This window comes from Komagataeibacter melaceti, from assembly GCF_003403295.1.
In the GTDB taxonomy this organism is placed as follows: domain Bacteria; phylum Pseudomonadota; class Alphaproteobacteria; order Acetobacterales; family Acetobacteraceae; genus Komagataeibacter; species Komagataeibacter melaceti.
Genome location: NZ_QUWV01000022.1, coordinates 1 through 16,832, shown reverse-complemented (window position 1 = coordinate 16,832; position 16,832 = coordinate 1). Strand labels below are relative to the sequence as shown.

Below are 16,832 nucleotides of genomic sequence, written 5' to 3'. Positions count from 1 at the left end.
GTTATGCACCGTGAGCGAGTATAGCGGCGTTTCTGAGCATGAAGCACGCGAACGCAATGACATGGAGACTTGCGAGTGTTGAAGCGTAACGCTCGTAATCCTTGACGAGCCTACGACAGCGTGTTGCCCATGCGAAAGATCGCTCAACAACCCATCGGCGCGGCAGCAGCACAAAGCCGCGTTTGGCTTCGGGCAACCTGACGACCTCCAGGGTGATCCCCTGGGCCCGTGCTGCCCCGGCAGGTTTCTCGCCGGTATATCCCTGATCGACATAGGCCTGTTCAACGCTCTCGTCTGTAGCATCCTGAATGGCGGCAGCAAGACGTCCCACCTCGGCGCGATCATCCCGACTGGCTGGTGTGACATGCAGGGCCAGCAGGTGTCCCAGCGTGTCCACGGCCATGTGCAGCTTTGATCCCTTTTTGCGCTTGGCCCCATCATATCCGGCGCGGGAACCGCTTTCCGGCGTCGAACGTAATGTCCGGCTGTCGAGAATGGCGGCCGTTGGCTCCGCCCTGCGGCCAGAAGCGATACGCAGCACGGCACGCAGATCAGATACCAACGCGTCAAAACAACCTGCCTCCATCCAGCGACGGGATTGCTGGTAGACCGCCGACCACGGCGGAAGGTCATTCGGCATGGCGCGCCAGGCAATTCCGTAGCGGATCACGTAACGCAATCCATTGAACAGTTCGCGCAATGCGTGATGTCGTTGTTGCGCATCCTCGCGCATCAGGACCAGATACGGGACAACCAGAGACCATTCTTCATCTGATACGTCAGAGGGATACGGTTTGCGTGCAGGTGCCATCCCTCATTACTGCACCAATCAGACACGAAAGTACATAACACCCTCTAGCACTACAGTTGCATTTTGTGTTGAGTTCTGAATCTATGGGTAACCATGATTCAGGATATGATGAGTGGCGGTACGTCTGTTGAAGAGACGCTGGAATTATGGGCGCGCTCGCTTCGGTCCGCCAAGGATCGGATGGCGCCGCTGTTCACGCAAAAACGTGTCGTAGATTCGGCCTGTGCTTTTCTTGATGTTTTGATTGGCAATGAACCACGCAAGACGGGATGGATGCGAGCGGAAGCCGCAGGAGATCCTGGTCCATGGCGGCAGCAGGCGCTTCTGGGACGCGGGCACTGGGATGCCGATGCCCTTCGTGACGTCGTCAGGGATTATGTGATTGAGCATCTGGGCACTGAAGAGGGCGTGCTGGTCATTGATGAGACCGGTTTTCTGAAGAAGGGTCAGGCGTCCTGCGGTGTGGGGCGGCAGTATACGGGATCTGCCGGCAAGATCACGAACTGCCAGATTGGTGTGTTTGGCGCTTATGTTTCGGAACGGGGGCATGCCTTTATTGACCGCGCCCTGTATCTCCCGAAAGACTGGACATCAAAGCCTGAGCGTCTGAAGCGGGCCCACGTTCCCGATGACGTGGTGTTTGCAACCAAACCGGCGTTAGCCTCGATGATGATTGAGCGAAGTATTGAGGCCGGTGTGCCGTTCCGCTGGGTTGCAGCAGACAGCGTGTATGGCGTGGGCGACGTAGAACGCACGCTTCGCCGGGCAGGAATTGGATATGTGCTTGGGGTCAAGGGCAATCACTGGTTCGGATCATGGGCAACGGAACCGCTGATTGCCGGAGAGGCGAAAGATATTGCAGCAGGACTGCCAGACCAGACCTGGCGTCGTCTGTCAGCGGGGCACGGCACAAAAGGTGAGCGACTTTATGACTGGGCGTATCTTCCGCTTGCTGATCTGGATGCTGAAGAATTTGACTGCCCTATAGCCGGACCATGGACACGTGGCCTGTTGATCCGCCGAAACATCGCTGACGGGGACCTTGCCTATTTTACGACCTGGAGCCCGAAAGAGACAACCACGCAGGAACTGGTGAACGTTGAAGGGACGCGCTGGAGGATCGAAGAAGGGTTCGAGACGGCCAAAAACGAATTTGGTCTTGATCATAACGAGACCCGCTCCTGGCATGGTTGGCATCGGCATGTCTCTCTGGTCATGCTGGCCTATGCCGTCATGGCCAGTGTCCGTTACCAGGCAAACTCACTGAAACCGAAAAAAACACAACTCAGAACACGACAGTCCTTGTCCGCTGGTCCATTCAGGAGATCAGGCGCCTCGTCGTAAAACTTGCACAACGCAGACTACCCGTCTCTCACATCCTCAGATGGTCCGTCTTTCGACGAACGCATCAGGCCAGTGCTATCCGCGCTCACTCACGACACAAAATGCAACTGTAGTGCTAGGCGCTCGGCATTGTCGCGGGACGCCTCCACGCGAATGGCGCGGCTTTCCACCGTGCGGGCGGTGGCCCGGTCCGCACGGGCAAGTGTGGCGGCGTGCAGATCGGACAGTGACAGGTAGCGCTCATCATCAGGGCGGGAGAACCACTCGGACGACACGCGGGCGCTCCGTTCGCCACGCGACGGATCGATACGGAAGCCGCCGGAAGCTGCACCACGGGACGCGGGGGACAGGATGATGGTCATGGGAAACTCTCCTCTTATGCCGGTTATTCGGCACAGAAGGCGAAGCCCCCCTCTTCCTCTGATCACCACTTCCCACGCGGGATCCCATCCAACCGCAGAAACACCCAGCCCCCTCATCCCGGAACACGGCGCTCCCGTCACTTATCGGAAATCACGACTGCGATGGGGGGTAACAGAATGTCGGTTATCAAGCGACAAGGCTGGCAAAGCAGTCATTCATGGGAACATTTGTGAGCTTTTCGTCGTCACCGTAATGGCGAGAAAGTTTCCGGTAAGCAAAGGCAGGACTGGGCATGAATAATTTGCTCAGGCCCTCCTTTTGGCGGCCAAAGTCCGTCCACGTAATGTTGCTGACGCAGAATATTGCGTTGTTCAAAGCTGTCGAAGGCCCAGATATGGCAGATGCGTGACGCACCATCCAGCGCGAACATGTTGGTGATCAGGTGGCGGGTATAGGCTTGTGCAGGCTTCAGAGCACTCTGCCACGCTTTCAGGGTCGGTTCCAACCCTCCAGCTTTTAAACTGTAAGTTCGGATTTCATAGAGTCCACCACATTCACCAAACTCCGGGGGTTTAAGAAACGGAAAGCCTTCAAACGCCTCAGCTTCTATTAAAACGTCGTTCATCTTGATACCGAAGGGCGTTCTGGACTCCAGTGTTCTGTGCCGCGCCTTAAGCAAGGCATCCTGACAGGAAAAGGAACGCAGCAGGAGTAGCGTTCCAAGTTCACCGATCTCCGTTCGCCATACCCCTGTGAGGCTTCCCGCAACAGGATTCAGGGTATCCGAGAACCGTGCTTTCAGGAGACGGGAGAGGGCTGGCACTCCCAAAACATCCGTCCGAAAGCGAATCATTTCATAGATCATGAGTGTTCTTCGGATGGGAATAGAGATTGCAGTTCCACGGGCGGTTTGCCGGTCGATAGGTTGGACAGGCAACCGAACAGCGGATCCCACTCTTCAATTCGAAGATCACAGATCAAACCTTCCGGCGAGAACGGATCCCGAGCCACCATCGCTTCAATCTCCTGCCGATTGGCACCTTTCATGATCAGAAAACCTGACCGCAATGGGGTGCCTTTCAGCGGACCAGAAGCCAGAAGACTACCTTCCTGAATGAGGCGCTTGAGATACAGCACATGCGCCACGACATGCTGCCCCCACCCGTCGCCGTCCGGATGATCCATTCGCACAAGATAAATAGGCATTCTAAAGAGCTCCATCGGAGAAGATGCTTGCCGATCAATCAGCAGGCTCAACATATTCCTCTTTTTTAAGAGATAAATTGTCGATAGAAGATGTCAGTCACAACTGAGGATGATGAATGCTTGATCGTTTGACCAGTATGAAGGTTTTCATCAAGGTTGTGGAACTGGGGTCTTTTGCCGCGGCCGCTCAGCGTCTGACCTTATCGCCGCAGATGGTGGCCAAACATATAGAGGCTCTGGAGCGTCATCTTGGCACGCGCCTGCTCCATCGGACGACACGTCGTCAGAGCCTCACAGAAATAGGGAGTCTTTACTGCGAGCAATGTCATCTCGTCCTGAAGGCTGTCGAGCGTGCTGATAATCTTGCCGCCAACACGCTGGGCGAACCACGTGGTACACTTGCTGTCAGCGTACCAGTTACCTTCGGGCGGACCATGTTCCCCATGTTTCTACATAATTTTCGGAAGAAATTCCCGAAGGTACGATTACAAGTATCCCTTACGGATCAACTGGTTCATCCGACGCTGGATGGCCATGAAGCTGTCATTCGTATTGGCGAGCCAGATCCCGATCTTACGGTCGTCAGTCGCCCTCTGGCCTCATATTCCCTCACGGTCTGCGCAGCGCCTGCCTATCTCGAAAAATTTGGCGCTCCGGACAGTCCTGAGGAACTCGCCCGGCATCAGTGTCTTGTCTACGAAAACTCTGCAAATTCTGTACGAACAGCATGGCACTTTATACGAAAGACCTGCACACGATCTGTCATGGTTTCTGGCACTGTGACGTCCAACGACTGGGGCTTTCTATTGGCCCTCACCTTGTCAGGAGAGGGCATAGTATTGGGTTCTGAACAGGCCTTGAAGCCCGAACTTGATTCTGGCCGCCTTGTCCGCATTCTATCCCAGTGGAGAGTTCCTGGTCGCCCGATGCATCTGCTTTACAATGCCGGCCCTGCTATGACCCCAAAACTGCGGAGTTTCGTTATCGAAGTTCAAAACGCCTTTCCGCCATGACATCTGAGATATCCTACGATGCTCCGGCGCGTCGAAAGGTCCATGCTCTTCGACGGTACGCTCAAGCCCACACGGCAAGCTGCCAGCTGATTTCACAGTTTGAAAGATGCCCCTAACAGATTTCATCTCCACTCAAAGCCAGAAAATTCCGGATCCCAAAAGACAGACAATCTATTCATCGTAGTTTACTCACGAAATATCTGAGATGATCTGCAATAAAACTGGCTACAAAATAATAGCTGTGATCGTAATCAGGACGAAGATTCAGGATGAGTTCCTGCCCTGCATTCTGTGCGGCTTCCTGGAACAGTTCTGGCCTGAGCTGTTCTTTCAGAAACTGGTCCGCCAGACCCTGATCTATCAGAACAGGCAGTCTTTCCTTCGCTGTCCGCACAAGTTCAAGCGGGTCATAGGCTGCCCAACTGGCACGATCCGGCCCCAGATAAGCACTGAATGCTTTTTCACCCCATGGTACCTGCGTTGGTGCCACAATGGGTGAAAAGGCTGACACAGAACGATAGCGGCCAGGATTACGCAGCGCGATCATGATGGCGCCAGATCCACCCATCGAATGTCCCGCAATGCCTCGCTGCTGCGTAACCGGAAAGCTCGCCTCAATCAGCGCAGGAAGTTCCGTGACGACGTAATCATACATCCGATAATGCACAGCCCACGGCTCCTGCGTCGCATTGAGGTAAAATCCGGCACCCTGTCCAAGATCGTACGCATCGTCATCAGCCACACCCACGCCCCGTGGACTGGTATCCGACGCGACAATGGCGATGCCCAGTTCTGCGGCCACGCGTTGCGCGCCAGCCTTGCCAATGAAATTCTGCTCCGTACATGTCAGACCGGAGAGCCAGTAAAGAACGGGAACCTTTTCAGTTTTTGCCTGCGGCGGCAGGTAGATCGCGAAGTTTGCTTCCACACCCAACGACACGGACTTGTGTCGCCAGACTTCCTGCACGCCCCCAAAAGAGGCGTGTGTTTCCTTGCGTTCCATGGCTCTCACTGCCTTTTGCGCATGTCAGTTACCGTCCGTGAAGGTATAAGTGCAGATCTTGTTCCCTGCCGGATCCCGGAGATAGGCAGCGTAAGCGCCCGGTAAGTGGCTTCGCGGACCGGGTGCGCCTTCATCGGCTCCCCCATTGGCAAGACCTGCGGCATGAAAAGCCTCCACTTCGGCGGGTGTCGCTGCTGCAAAACCGATGGTGACACCGTTGCTTGAGGGCGCTTCACCGTTGCCTGGACGTGCAATGATGAAGGCTGGCTTTTCGCGGCCATACAGAATCCACCCATGCCCGAACGGCCCCAGGTTTTTTATGCCCAGAGCCGCAAGCGCGGCGTCATAGAATTTCGCGGATACCGCAGTATCCACTGCCCCAAGAAAAACATGAGAGAAAACACCGTCACCGGAAATAACTGCCATGATCGTTCTCCTGTAATTTCCAACCATTGGAAATGATGTTGCGCGGTGAGACGCAGACCTTAGAAATGAATGACGGAACGGATGGATTTTCCTTCATGCATCAGATCGAAGGCCGTATTGATGTCTTCGAGCGGCATGGTGTGGGTTACGAAAGGCGCAAGTTCGATATCGCCACGCATGGCATCTTCGACCATGCCGGGAAGCTGGCTGCGTCCCTTGACCCCACCGAAAGCCGAGCCGCGCCACGAACGCCCCGTCACAAGCTGGAAGGGACGGGTCGAAATTTCCTGACCGGCCCCTGCCACCCCGATGACGATCGACTGCCCCCACCCACGATGCGCGGCTTCTAACGCCGCGCGCATGACGTTGACGTTTCCGATACATTCAAATGTATGATCAATACCCCAGCCGGTCATTTCCACAAGAACCTGCTGAATCGGTTTGTCATAATCCTTGGGGTTGAGGAATTCCGTGGCGCCGAATGCTTTGGCAAGTTCAAACTTTTCCGGGTTGGTATCAATAGCGAAAATCCGGCCAGCCTTTGCCTGTCGCGCTCCCTGAATGACCGCGAGACCGATCCCGCCCAGACCGAAGACGGCAACCGTATCTCCCGGCTGCACCTTGGCCGTGTTGTGTACCGCACCAATCCCTGTGGTGACGCCACATCCCAACAGACAGACATGCTCTGGATTGGATGCGGGATTGATTTTTGCCAGAGAAACCTCGGCGACAACCGTGTATTCGCTGAACGTCGAACACCCCATGTAATGATGGATCGGCTGACCTTTGTAGGAGAAGCGTGTCGTGCCATCCGGCATCACGCCTTTACCCTGTGTGGCGCGCACTGAAATGCAGAGATTGGTTTTTCCCGACTTACAGAACAGACATTCACCGCATTCCGCCGTGTAAAGCGGAATGACATGGTCGCCGGGGGCAACGCTGGTGACCCCTTCTCCGACCTCGATGACAATTCCCGCGCCTTCGTGACCCAAAACGGCTGGGAACAGTCCCTCGGGATCATCCCCTGACAGGGTAAACGCATCAGTGTGGCACACACCCGTATGCGTGATCTGCACGAGCACCTCACCAGCACGAGGAGGCGCTACATCGATCTCGACAATCTCAAGGGGCTTACCCGCCTCGAAAGCAACTGCGGCCCGTGATTTCATGATTTTTTCTCCAAATAACCTATCAGCCAGCATCGAGGGCATTACCGGAGATAGGATCGAACGAGTGACACCACATTCTCGATCGAACCACTGGCAGCATCACGATCACCGGCACACTCAACAAATTCTTCCCGCAGGTGGCTTTCGAGAACACCGGCCATTAATCCGTTGATCGCTCCCCGGATAGCCGCCACCTGTTGCAGCACCGGACCGCAATCAGTTCCCTTCTCCAAAGCCTGTTCCAGCGCATCAAGTTGCCCGCGAATACGGCGCACGCGGGTCAGAACGCGCTTTTTCTCAGCCGGTGTGTGCGGCACGAACGCTTACTCCCGAATATACTACCCTTGAGTATCCTTTTCATACTATGGGGCAGTATGTAAGGGATATAAGGAACGTGCTTGTCATATGATCCGATCACAATTCCGTATTGCTGAAATTTTCACCATAACGTCCATGGGTTGCCTGTCTGTGTCTTGGGATCATTCAATAGGTGCAATCAGTGAGATCCAGACAATCTCTGCAACGAGGCTTTGAAGCGCTGATGTCCGCTATTTGGCAAACAACCTTGTGGTCCAAACGACCGAGATGAGGCGTAAGCGGACTATTTCCTGAGCCCGATGATTCCGAGTTCGCGCCACATCCACCCAAAATCGTAGGCAGCCATGGCACCGCCACTCCCTTGGGCGCGGACCGTAGTGTTTTCGATATCCTTCAACCAGATGGCCACCTTTTTACGCCCTGAGGCTGTCTGGACGGCCTGGCGCGGCGTCATATCCCCCAGGGCCGGGACTGGCTCATCAAGCACCTGCCGATAGTGCCGCTCCAGCATCTACCCGATAATTTGGGCTTCCTCCTCGGGCGGGATCTGCAGTTCTGGCGAGACCTCCCGTCCATGCGTCCCCCGGTCTTCCATCGCCTGCGCCGGCGTCATGATCTGCGTGAGCGGAGCGCGCACGAGATCTCCCAGACCGGCCTGCAGCATGGCACGGCCACGTTCGGCGCGCTCTTTCGAGTTCACCTGCAGCCGCAACTGCCGCCCCTTCAGGTCCAGCGTGCCCAGCACGATCGTGCCATCATCCATCTCCGTGCGCAGGAACCGCCCGTTTTCATCCCGTCCAGCCTTGCGCACGGGATCGCTCATCGGCTCTTTCAGCCAGTTCCAGAATGACCGGTTTTCCGGTCGCAGGGCCATGATCCCGTCAAGCACGTCCGCCACTGTCTTCTGCGTCACGCCCTTTGCCAGCGGAAAACACACTTCGTGGAAGACCAGATCCTCTCCGTCCCCATTGAACAAAGCTGGCCCCTCCATCTGCCGGGCCATGTCCTCCAGCGTCCGGAACAGCCAGGTCAGCGTGAACATCGGCGCAAGCTCACGCAGGGTCTGCGTATCGACTTTCGGAAACTCCGCCTTGCCCCGTCTTTTCCGCAGAGCCCTGTAAAGGTTCGCAGCCAGATCCTCACAGGCACCCCGCGAATAGGCGAGCAGTCCGCCTGCCAGAATGGTCTTCCCATCGGACGGCACGAGACGTGCTGCAATCCGGTCCCACTGCTCCAGTGTCCGGGTTGCCGTGCCTTCATGCACCAGAACCGGATCACTACCCCGCAGCAGGTCTCGCGCCATCAGGCTCTGGCCGGGTCTGATGTCCGAGACTTCATACAGGCTCATGACCGAAGCCTTGAGGGCACGCATGTAGGCGCTGTTACGCGGCCCTTCCTTCCAGCTCCGACGCTTGAGGTAAACGTCGACGAAGTTCCGGCCGTCATCCCAGTCCTGCCCGAGAAAATCCTCGAAGGCGCAGCCCCACAGCGTCATGGCAACGTCAGGGCCGATCATCTCCGCCAGATCCTCGAAGGAGATGTCGCCCGCTTCCAGCGCCGGACCGATGTGATCGCCGAGCACTTCGCCAAAACACTCCTGCCAGTCCTCCTGACCGAGATAATGGATCAGTCCCGTGAGTTCGTCTGCGGCCATGGCTGCTCGTGCATCTCCTGATACGGACAGCAGAAGGGCAGACTGTCCTGACTCGACAAGCCTAGAATGATACCCCGAAACAGGCGACCGGGTGCCTCGCTCTTAAATCACGCATTTGTGAAAGTGGACAAAATCGCGCCCCGGTACCTTTCCGTCTGTTTCCTATGTGTTTCCTGCGGGGGATTTTAGGCAACAAAAAACCCGCCTCAATGGGCGGGTTTTAATGTGTGGTATCAATCACTTAACGTGTGGTTGCGGGGACAGGATTTGAACCTGTGACCTTCAGGTTATAAGCCAGAAAGCCCGTACCAGCGCGAGTATCGTGGCATCTCTCTCACATGGGACTGATCGGTAATGCGAGGCAGGATATCGAGGGATACTTCATTAAGCAGATGCGGTTCCTCATGGACAATATGCAGTGTAACATAAACTCAGTCGCGTATTCCCATCCTTGCCTACGCGAAAGCGGATCTAATCGCGAGATCCTGACCATTCCAGAGAGTCTGCAACCACGATGCATCATGCTATGGGAAATTTAACCATATCGATCGACGCATCTCCCTGGCGCACCAATTCCAGCCCAGCCACAAATGTCGCAGCCACAGCCGTTCGACGACCAATGGTTCCCCCAGGTTCGGTAAACGCCATCGCAGGAACACAGTCCCATATGCTTCGAAAGGTTCCGTTCCTTATTTTCTCGCGGATAAGGACCAATGCATCGGTCACACGCCAGTAGGAGGGCACATCGATCCGATAGATCGGAGCGGATGTCTTGACCCTCACCAATTCCCGTTCCAGCGCAGCGAGACAGGCTTCCATCAGACTGAAATACGTCCCCTGCCATGCAGAAACACTCCTATCCGCACCCGCCCTGCCCCGCGTAAATACCGACACCCCAAGCCGAGGCTGCGTCTCCAGCCAGTCCGCCGCCGCGCGCATCCGCAACAGCATATCGATCTGATCCACCGTCCGGCGCGCTTCGCTCTCGGCAACCTGCTTTTCCGCCTGCGTGGCAAACAGCAGTCGCGAGCGTAGGAACACAAGCCGGGCAATCCAGATCACCCAGTCCGCGCGCTGCATGAGCGGCGTCGTTTGGGCCAGACGTTCCGCCTCAGCGACAAACTGGGCCGCCAGATCTGCGATGGACAGGACGCCCAGATCCAGGCGCTGGCGTTCCGCCAGATCCAGCAGCAGGTCCAGCGGCCCGTCAAACCCCTCGACATGGAATTCCGGCACCGCTGGACGCGGCAACCGACGCGGCGGGTCACCCCAGTCGTCGTCCTCGTCAGGCAGCATTGGCGGTCTTCCCGGCATCAGCGCGCGCGTATTGCGGCCGGATGTCGAACACCAGATCTGGCCAATCCGTCCGCACCCGGTCCAGCGCCTGCCACGGCGTCCACTCCGCCGACCAGAAGTGGTAGACCAGCCGGGCACTGCGGCGGACGCGCTGGTCGCGCGGGGCTTCGACCTCCACCCGACGCAACGGTAGCAGCGTGCCCCACTGTGCCTGCAGCCAGGCCGCCGCCGCACGGGAGTCCGCCCCGGCTTCCAGAATGGGACCGGGAACCGGTACCAGCCGGTGCAGGTCAAAGGCACAAGCAGGGGAGCCTGCCGCCTGATGCTGTAGGGCGATTTGATGCAGGCGCTCGGACGCCTGGCGCAGCAGCCGGGCCAGCGTCACCGCCTGCGCCCCCTTCCCCGCCATCGGCGCCAGCAGGCGGGCCTGTTCGTAGTCAAAATCCACCTGCCAGGGAATGATCCCCGGCCCCTGGGCCGCCATCCGGAACCGGGCCACTGCATCTACCGGACCGCTTACCGTGAGCGTCGTCCGGATCCAGTCCGGGGCCGGTCTCAGCATACGTTGACGCGCTGGCGTCCGGACTGAGGACTCTGGCGGGGTGCCGGATTTCGTCCGCCGTGTCCGGTGGGCCGGGCGATCGGAACGTCCAAGTGCCCGGTCCAGCACGAACCGGATCCCCGGCACCGACAATGGATCCCCGACCGTGCCAGGCGCATCGATCCCCCGGAACGCTGCCCCCCAGCGCAGTTGCGCGGCATCGCGCCAGACGGCCCAGGATCGCACCGGACAGACGGCCAACTCCCGGCGCCGCCGCAACCGGCGCAACTGGTGGCGCCCGGACCGGGGCCGCAGCAGGGCGACGGTCATCCCGTCCGTCGTGTCGCTGATGTCTTCTACCGTCAGCCGGGCCAAGGCCTCGGCGCCGATGTCCAGCGTGGCCGCCAGCAACAGCAAGGCCCGGTCGCGCAGGCCGGGCAGGTCGGGCCCGCAGCGTCGCGCGGCAGCCAGCAGAGAAGCCGCATCGACCCCAGCCCCGGTCCGGCGCACCCGTGTGGCGGGGAGGGCGACATCAAGCCCCTCGCCATTGGCGGCACACCAGGCCGTCAGCGCCGCGCGATCCACCACCAGGCTCTGCCGCGGCCGTCCGGCCTTGGCCCGGGCGTCCAGCCACGCTGCCACCGCGACGGGGCCGACCGGAAAGCCGCTATCGGCTGGCTGGGTCCTGACAAAGGCGCGCCAGGAGGCCGCATAGGCCCGCGCCGTGGCCGGCGACAGGCCGGTCGGCGGCCGCGCCGCCTGCAGCGGTCGGCCAGTCTCAGCCATTCTGATCGGATCCCCGGTTTTCCGCCCCGCACGCCCTGCAGGTCGACGGCGGACGGACGGCGGAAGCAGGCAGCCTACCCACCCTTAGCAGGCAACTGCGCCGCCTGACCCTGACCATATTAAGGCGTTCTCGCGTCATATAATAGGTCATATCATGTTAACGGGTTTTTGAGAACGGAAAAGCGCCCGATTGATCCCGAAAGGCGCGGTTTCCCGGACTTTCTGCTCCCTCCCTTCCTCGCTGGGCAAAATTCGGCCAATCAAACTCCTACTTCCGATAAGTTATCTTGTCGGAAGTAGATGAAAAATTCCAAAATGCCTGCTAAAATCCCGAAATGCGCCTGTTTCCGAGCCTTTTCGCCAAGCCTGTCTGTGTGCCCCTTCCCTGCTGCCCAAGTGACGGCCAGGGGCCATACGCGCGGGCAAGCCTGCCATGCTGAGCGATGTCCGGATCCTCGGCTCCAGCAGGCGCGCGCAGGCCGCGTTGCACGCCCGCGTTGACCCTCTGACGCGGCAGCGTCTGGCCGAGACACAGGATCCGGCGCGCTGGCGCGAAATCCTCTCGACCGCATGTTTCACACCGCCCCTGCCCCTGCTTCTGGCGGGCATCGAATTGCCGGACGGTAGCTATTCCCCGGATACCCCCCTCGCCCAAGGCGTGCCGTATGCGTCGGCCGCCCAACAGATGGCTCAGGACCATGTCGCCGATATCCCATCAGGGTTTGAACTGGCCGTCGGTCTGGAAATCGATGATGGCGTGCCCAGCTTCCTGGCCTGGTTCCGGCCGCTCCAGTCCGTAGGCTCCCGTTCCGAGACGGCAGACGCAGCGCCCCCTGCGCCCGTCGGGCAACCGGCTGCTGCCGTCGCGCAATGGTTTTCCGTCGTCTCGGCACAGCCCCTCCCCGAACATGATGGCCGCCTGGCTACGGCACGTCAGGCCGCCGATGCCTATATGCACCGCAGCAAGGCCGAAAACACGCTGCGCACCTATCGCGCCGCCGTGCGGTCCTGGTGTCGCTGGGCTGCCGGCCATGCCCTGCCCGCCCTGCCGGCCCGCAGCGAGGATGTTGCCGCCTATCTGGCCGACATGGCGCTGCAGGGCCGCAGGACCAGCACCATCGACCTGCATCGTGCCGCCCTGCGCTACCTGCACCATCTGGCGCAGATTGCCGTACCCACCGCCCACCCGATGGTGACCGCAACCCTTGCTGGCATCCGTCGGGAAGCAAAAGAAACCCTGCCCCGCCAGAAAACTGCGCTCACCTGGGACAGGCTGGTCCGGGTCGTCGAAGCCATCAGTTCCCATGATCTGGTCGGTGCGCGGGACCGGGCCATTCTTTTGCTCGGTTTTGCCGGTGCGTTCCGGCGCTCCGAGCTTGCCGCACTGAAGGTGGACGACATCACGGTGGACGAGGATGGCATGCAGATCCGGCTGGGCCGGTCCAAGGGGGATCCCCAGCGCAAGGGTACTCTGATCGGCATCCCGCGGGGCCTGACCCGGAACTGCCCGGTTCTGGCATACGAGACCTGGCTCCGGCAGGCCGGGATCACGGAAGGTCCGGTCTTCCGGCGCATCTGGTCCGCGCGGGACCGCAGGGCGGGCGCCACTCCCGTCGGAGCCCCGCCCAGGATCGGGCCGCACGCCCTGTCGGACCGGGCGGTCACGGACATCATCCGCAGGCGATGCGGCGACACCCACCTCGAAGGGGATTTTGGCGGACACAGCCTGCGCCGCGGCGCCATCACCACGGGGGCAAAAGACGGGTATGATCTCCTGGAGCTGAAGCGCTTCTCGCGGCACAAAAGTCTCCAGGTCGTCGAGACCTATATCGACGCGGCCTGCATCAAGGCCCGGCACCCCGGAAGATCGAGATTCTGAACCTGTCTTGACCCCTGCCTCCAGAGCGCTTCAACTCGCCTTCAACCGCAACACGTCAGGCGGACCAAAGAGAGGAAACAGCGTCATGGGCTCGAGAATTCTTGTTGTCGGCGCGGGTGCCGTGGGTGGATATTTTGGCGCGCGCATGGCCGGCGCCGGGCATGACGTGACCTTTCTGGTGCGCGAAAGGCGCCTGCAGCAGCTCCGTGCCGAGGGCCTGTGCCTGATCAGTTCTGTTGGCAACGTCACCATCGCCCCCCGGATGGTGATGGCCGGTGGGATTGAGGGTCCCTACGACATCATCCTGCTCAGCGTAAAAGCCTATTCCCTGATGGCGGCAATGAACGATTTTGCGCCTGCGGTGGGACCGCAAACATGGATTGTCCCGCTTCTCAACGGCATGCAGCATCTTGATAGTCTGGCAGACCGCTTTGGCCCTGCCGCGGTCATGGGGGGGACGTGCTTTATCGTCAGCAAGCTTGATGCGCAGGGGCGCATTGTCCAGGCGGGTTCTCTCCCCCGGCTTTCCGTGGGGGAGCGGGACGGTCGTGAGACGCCAGCGACGTGCAGTATTGCGGAAACCCTGTCGGGGCCCGGATTTGAAACCGTGTGTTCCACCCACATCCTGCAGGACATGTGGGACAAATGGGTTCTGCTCGCCGCCCTGGGCAGCATCTGCTGCCTGATGCGCGGAACCGTGGGGGATGTCGCCAGCCAGCCAGCAGGTCAGGATTTTGCACAGGCGGTGATCCATGAATGTGCGTCAACGGCCGCTGCTGCCGGTTATCCCCTGCGGGATGCCACCCTGAAGAGCACTGTCAGTCTCCTGACGAAAACGGACTCCACCCTGACGTCCTCCATGTTCCGGGATCTGCTGCAGGGCGCTCCTGTGGAGGCGCAGCAGATTATTGGTGACCTGGTCAGGCGGGCACGCGTCCATCAGATCCCTACGCCTCTCCTGGATCTCACGGATCTGAATCTGCGCGTGTATGAACAGCAAAGGCATGCGTGAAGACGCACAGGGCGGACACGAGGTACCGGCGGACACATCCGCTTCATAGATCATGGCCGCCTTATTCGACGATAATTCTTCCCACATGAACAGCCGGAATGAAACGTCTGACTTGGGAGAAAGGAGATAGTCGGCTGTCATAGGGACTACCAAAAACAGGCTTTCGCAGCATTCAAATTCATGACAGGGGGTAGAAATATTCAAGTGATTTCATCCTGCACATGACAAGTATCAGGTCGGCATCTAAATGTTTTCTATAGTTAAAATGCAAGCTCCTTTCCCTGGAAGGAGCTTGCGGGAAAAAATAGGGTGTCAGCGAGCAAGTGGATAATCGGTATAGCCTTCTGCACCCTGCGAGTACCAGGTGCGGATATCGTCCTTGTTCAGGGGCAGATTGTCTTCCAGACGACGCACGAGGTCCGGATTGGCGATGAATGGGCGACCGAATGAAATGGCATCTGCAACACCGGTTGCAACTGTCTCGATCGCTTCATCGCGTGTGTAGTCCTGATTCAGAACCAGCGGCTTCTTAAACACTTCGCGGATCGGGCCATGCAGCTTGGGCTGATCGGTCTTGCCGAACGTGCCATTCGGTCCGGGTTCGCGCAGTTCAAGAAAAGCGATGTCGAGGTCGTTCAACAGCTTTGCCGCCGGCACAAAAACCTGCTTGGGATGGCTGTCGATGCAGCCCTGCGTATCGCCATTGGGGGACAGCCGTACTGACGTTTTGTCCGCGCCAATCGTTGCGATCACGCGTTCCGTGACTTCACGCAGAAAGCGGATGCGCTTTTCCGGCGAACCGCCATACTCGTCGGAACGATGGTTGGTGCCGTCCCGCAGGAATTCGTCGATCAGGTAACCGTTGGCGGCATGAATCTGCACACCGTCAAAGCCTGCCTGAAGAGCATTGCGAGCGGCGTTTTCATAATCGTCCAGGATGCGGGCAATGTCCTCCCTGGTAAGAGGACGGGCAATTTCGGGAGCCTGTTTGCCGTCATAAGTATGGAGCGCTTCAGGTGCTTTTGTCGCCGAGCAGGACACAGGCTGCTGACCCGTCACGCTGGAATGCACCATGCGGCCCATGTGCCAGATCTGGGCCACGATCTTTCCGCCCTTTGCATGGACTGCAGCGGTGATAGGCTTCCAGGCTTCTACCTGTTCCTGCGACCACAGACCCGGCGCATACGGCCAGCCAAGACCTTCGCGGCTGATACCAGTCGCTTCCGAGATAATCAGACCGGCCCCAGCGCGTTGCGCGTAATATTCGGCCATGATGGGAGTGGGTACATGCTCGCGGGTGCCCCGGCCACGTGTCAGCGGCGCCATGAGAATTCTGTTTTTTGCGTAAATGCTTCCCAGTTCAATCGGCTCAAACAGGCTGGGCATGACAGATCCTTCTTAAAAAACGCAGTTCCTAGTGAGGTGGTCCCGTCCGTTCGGACAGTTTTGCGGGCTTGATAAGCTATACCCGATTGTTGTTATGCCGCCCTTCTGACGGCGTTGCTGTTGGCCATCTGGTCCGGGGTTAACCCCGGACCAGATGGCGTCGGCACGTCATAATACGCCTCATCGGGCGTACGTCCAGCCAGCGCCGTATGCGGACGCCTTTCGTTATAATGGGCGATCCATCTGCCAAGCCCGGCCCTCAGCTCTGATCCGGTCTCGAACGCGTGCAGGTAGACGCATTCATATTTCAGCGACCGCCACAGACGCTCGATGAACACGTTATCCAGCCATCGCCCACGCCCGTCCATACTGATGCGGATCTGACGCTCTTCCAGTATCCCGCTGAAACGGGGTGTCGTAAATTGCGACCCCTGGTCAGTATTGAAAATGTCCGGGGCGCCATAGCGCATGAGGGCATCCTGTAGCGCCTCGATACAGAACTCCACGTCCATCGTGTTCGACAGACGCCAGGACAGGACCTTGCGCGTGAACCAGTCCATGATCGCCACGAGATAGAGAAATCCCCGTTTCATGGGAATATATGTGATATCGGAACACCAGACCT

Annotated in this window: 15 protein-coding genes and 2 pseudogenes; 4 read left to right on the top strand and 13 right to left on the bottom strand. The window is 58.8% G+C overall.

Annotated elements, in window-relative coordinates:
* Position 1 precedes the first annotated feature (1 nt).
* Entirely contained in the window at positions 2 to 811 is an 810-nt protein-coding gene (locus DY926_RS02665) for an IS5 family transposase (protein ID WP_116701972.1), read from the bottom strand.
* Between the two features lie 93 nt (positions 812 to 904).
* Between DY926_RS02665 and DY926_RS02655 the strand changes: the two genes are divergently transcribed.
* Entirely contained in the window at positions 905 to 2,155 is a 1,251-nt protein-coding gene (locus DY926_RS02655) for an IS701-like element IS1452 family transposase (protein ID WP_116701971.1), read from the top strand.
* Positions 2,156 to 2,265: 110 nt separating this feature from the next.
* On the opposite strand, the pseudogene DY926_RS02650 reads toward DY926_RS02655, so the two are convergent.
* The 3 genes and pseudogenes from DY926_RS02650 to DY926_RS02640 all read right to left on the bottom strand — a co-directional run.
* Positions 2,266 to 2,517: pseudogene (locus tag DY926_RS02650) on the bottom strand (DUF932 domain-containing protein); the annotation flags it as partial.
* Between the two features lie 245 nt (positions 2,518 to 2,762).
* Positions 2,763 to 3,383 carry an NIPSNAP family protein gene (locus tag DY926_RS02645; protein ID WP_039733240.1) on the bottom strand — a complete coding sequence of 207 codons (621 nt, stop codon included), beginning with the start codon at positions 3,381 to 3,383 and terminating at the stop codon, positions 2,763 to 2,765.
* Positions 3,380 to 3,739, bottom strand: coding sequence for a YciI family protein (locus DY926_RS02640; protein ID WP_039733242.1), 360 nt, complete (start codon positions 3,737 to 3,739; stop codon positions 3,380 to 3,382). The genes DY926_RS02645 and DY926_RS02640 overlap by 4 nt, the downstream gene beginning before the upstream one ends.
* A 101-nt stretch (positions 3,740 to 3,840) precedes the next feature.
* Between DY926_RS02640 and DY926_RS02635 the strand changes: the two genes are divergently transcribed.
* Complete coding sequence (locus tag DY926_RS02635) at positions 3,841 to 4,737, top strand: LysR family transcriptional regulator (protein ID WP_082084838.1); 897 nt, start codon at positions 3,841 to 3,843, stop codon at positions 4,735 to 4,737.
* 175 nt (positions 4,738 to 4,912) lie between these two features.
* On the opposite strand, the gene fghA is transcribed toward DY926_RS02635, so the two are convergent.
* The 7 genes and pseudogenes from fghA to DY926_RS02600 all read right to left on the bottom strand — a co-directional run bounded on the left by fghA (position 4,913) and on the right by DY926_RS02600 (position 11,930).
* Entirely contained in the window at positions 4,913 to 5,740 is an 828-nt protein-coding gene (fghA, locus tag DY926_RS02630) for an S-formylglutathione hydrolase (protein WP_116701970.1), read from the bottom strand.
* A gap of 24 nt (positions 5,741 to 5,764) precedes the next feature.
* Positions 5,765 to 6,166 (bottom strand): VOC family protein, encoded by a 402-nt coding sequence (locus tag DY926_RS02625; RefSeq protein WP_039733238.1) that lies wholly within the window; start codon positions 6,164 to 6,166, stop codon positions 5,765 to 5,767.
* A gap of 59 nt (positions 6,167 to 6,225) precedes the next feature.
* Positions 6,226 to 7,335, bottom strand: coding sequence for an S-(hydroxymethyl)glutathione dehydrogenase/class III alcohol dehydrogenase (locus DY926_RS02620; protein ID WP_039733241.1), 1,110 nt, complete (start codon positions 7,333 to 7,335; stop codon positions 6,226 to 6,228).
* 41 nt (positions 7,336 to 7,376) lie between these two features.
* A complete protein-coding gene (frmR, locus tag DY926_RS02615; protein WP_025829448.1) occupies positions 7,377 to 7,652 on the bottom strand; it encodes a formaldehyde-responsive transcriptional repressor FrmR in 276 nt (91 codons plus the stop codon).
* Positions 7,653 to 7,936: 284 nt separating this feature from the next.
* Positions 7,937 to 9,307 (bottom strand): annotated as a pseudogene (locus DY926_RS02610) (hypothetical protein).
* A 519-nt stretch (positions 9,308 to 9,826) separates the two neighbouring features.
* Positions 9,827 to 10,603 carry a segregation and condensation protein A gene (locus tag DY926_RS02605; protein WP_116701969.1) on the bottom strand — a complete coding sequence of 259 codons (777 nt, stop codon included), beginning with the start codon at positions 10,601 to 10,603 and terminating at the stop codon, positions 9,827 to 9,829.
* Positions 10,593 to 11,930: a transposase gene (locus DY926_RS02600; RefSeq protein WP_186336048.1), complete on the bottom strand. Its 1,338-nt coding sequence runs from the start codon at positions 11,928 to 11,930 to the stop codon at positions 10,593 to 10,595. The genes DY926_RS02605 and DY926_RS02600 overlap by 11 nt, the downstream gene beginning before the upstream one ends.
* A gap of 433 nt (positions 11,931 to 12,363) precedes the next feature.
* On the opposite strand from DY926_RS02600, the gene DY926_RS02595 reads away from it, so the two are divergent.
* Together DY926_RS02595 and DY926_RS02590 are read left to right on the top strand one after the other, a co-directional pair.
* On the top strand, positions 12,364 to 13,809 hold the full coding sequence (locus DY926_RS02595; RefSeq protein WP_110095979.1) for a tyrosine-type recombinase/integrase: 1,446 nt from the start codon (positions 12,364 to 12,366) through the stop codon (positions 13,807 to 13,809).
* 85 nt (positions 13,810 to 13,894) lie between these two features.
* Entirely contained in the window at positions 13,895 to 14,821 is a 927-nt protein-coding gene (locus DY926_RS02590) for a ketopantoate reductase family protein (RefSeq protein WP_110095978.1), read from the top strand.
* 312 nt (positions 14,822 to 15,133) lie between these two features.
* On the opposite strand, the gene DY926_RS02585 is transcribed toward DY926_RS02590, so the two are convergent.
* Together DY926_RS02585 and DY926_RS02580 are read right to left on the bottom strand one after the other, a co-directional pair.
* Complete coding sequence (locus tag DY926_RS02585) at positions 15,134 to 16,207, bottom strand: alkene reductase (RefSeq protein WP_087608926.1); 1,074 nt, start codon at positions 16,205 to 16,207, stop codon at positions 15,134 to 15,136.
* A gap of 92 nt (positions 16,208 to 16,299) precedes the next feature.
* Positions 16,300 to 16,832, bottom strand: a 533-nt coding sequence (locus DY926_RS02580; RefSeq protein ID WP_116701968.1) for an IS3 family transposase, incomplete at its 5' end; no start/stop codon positions are given.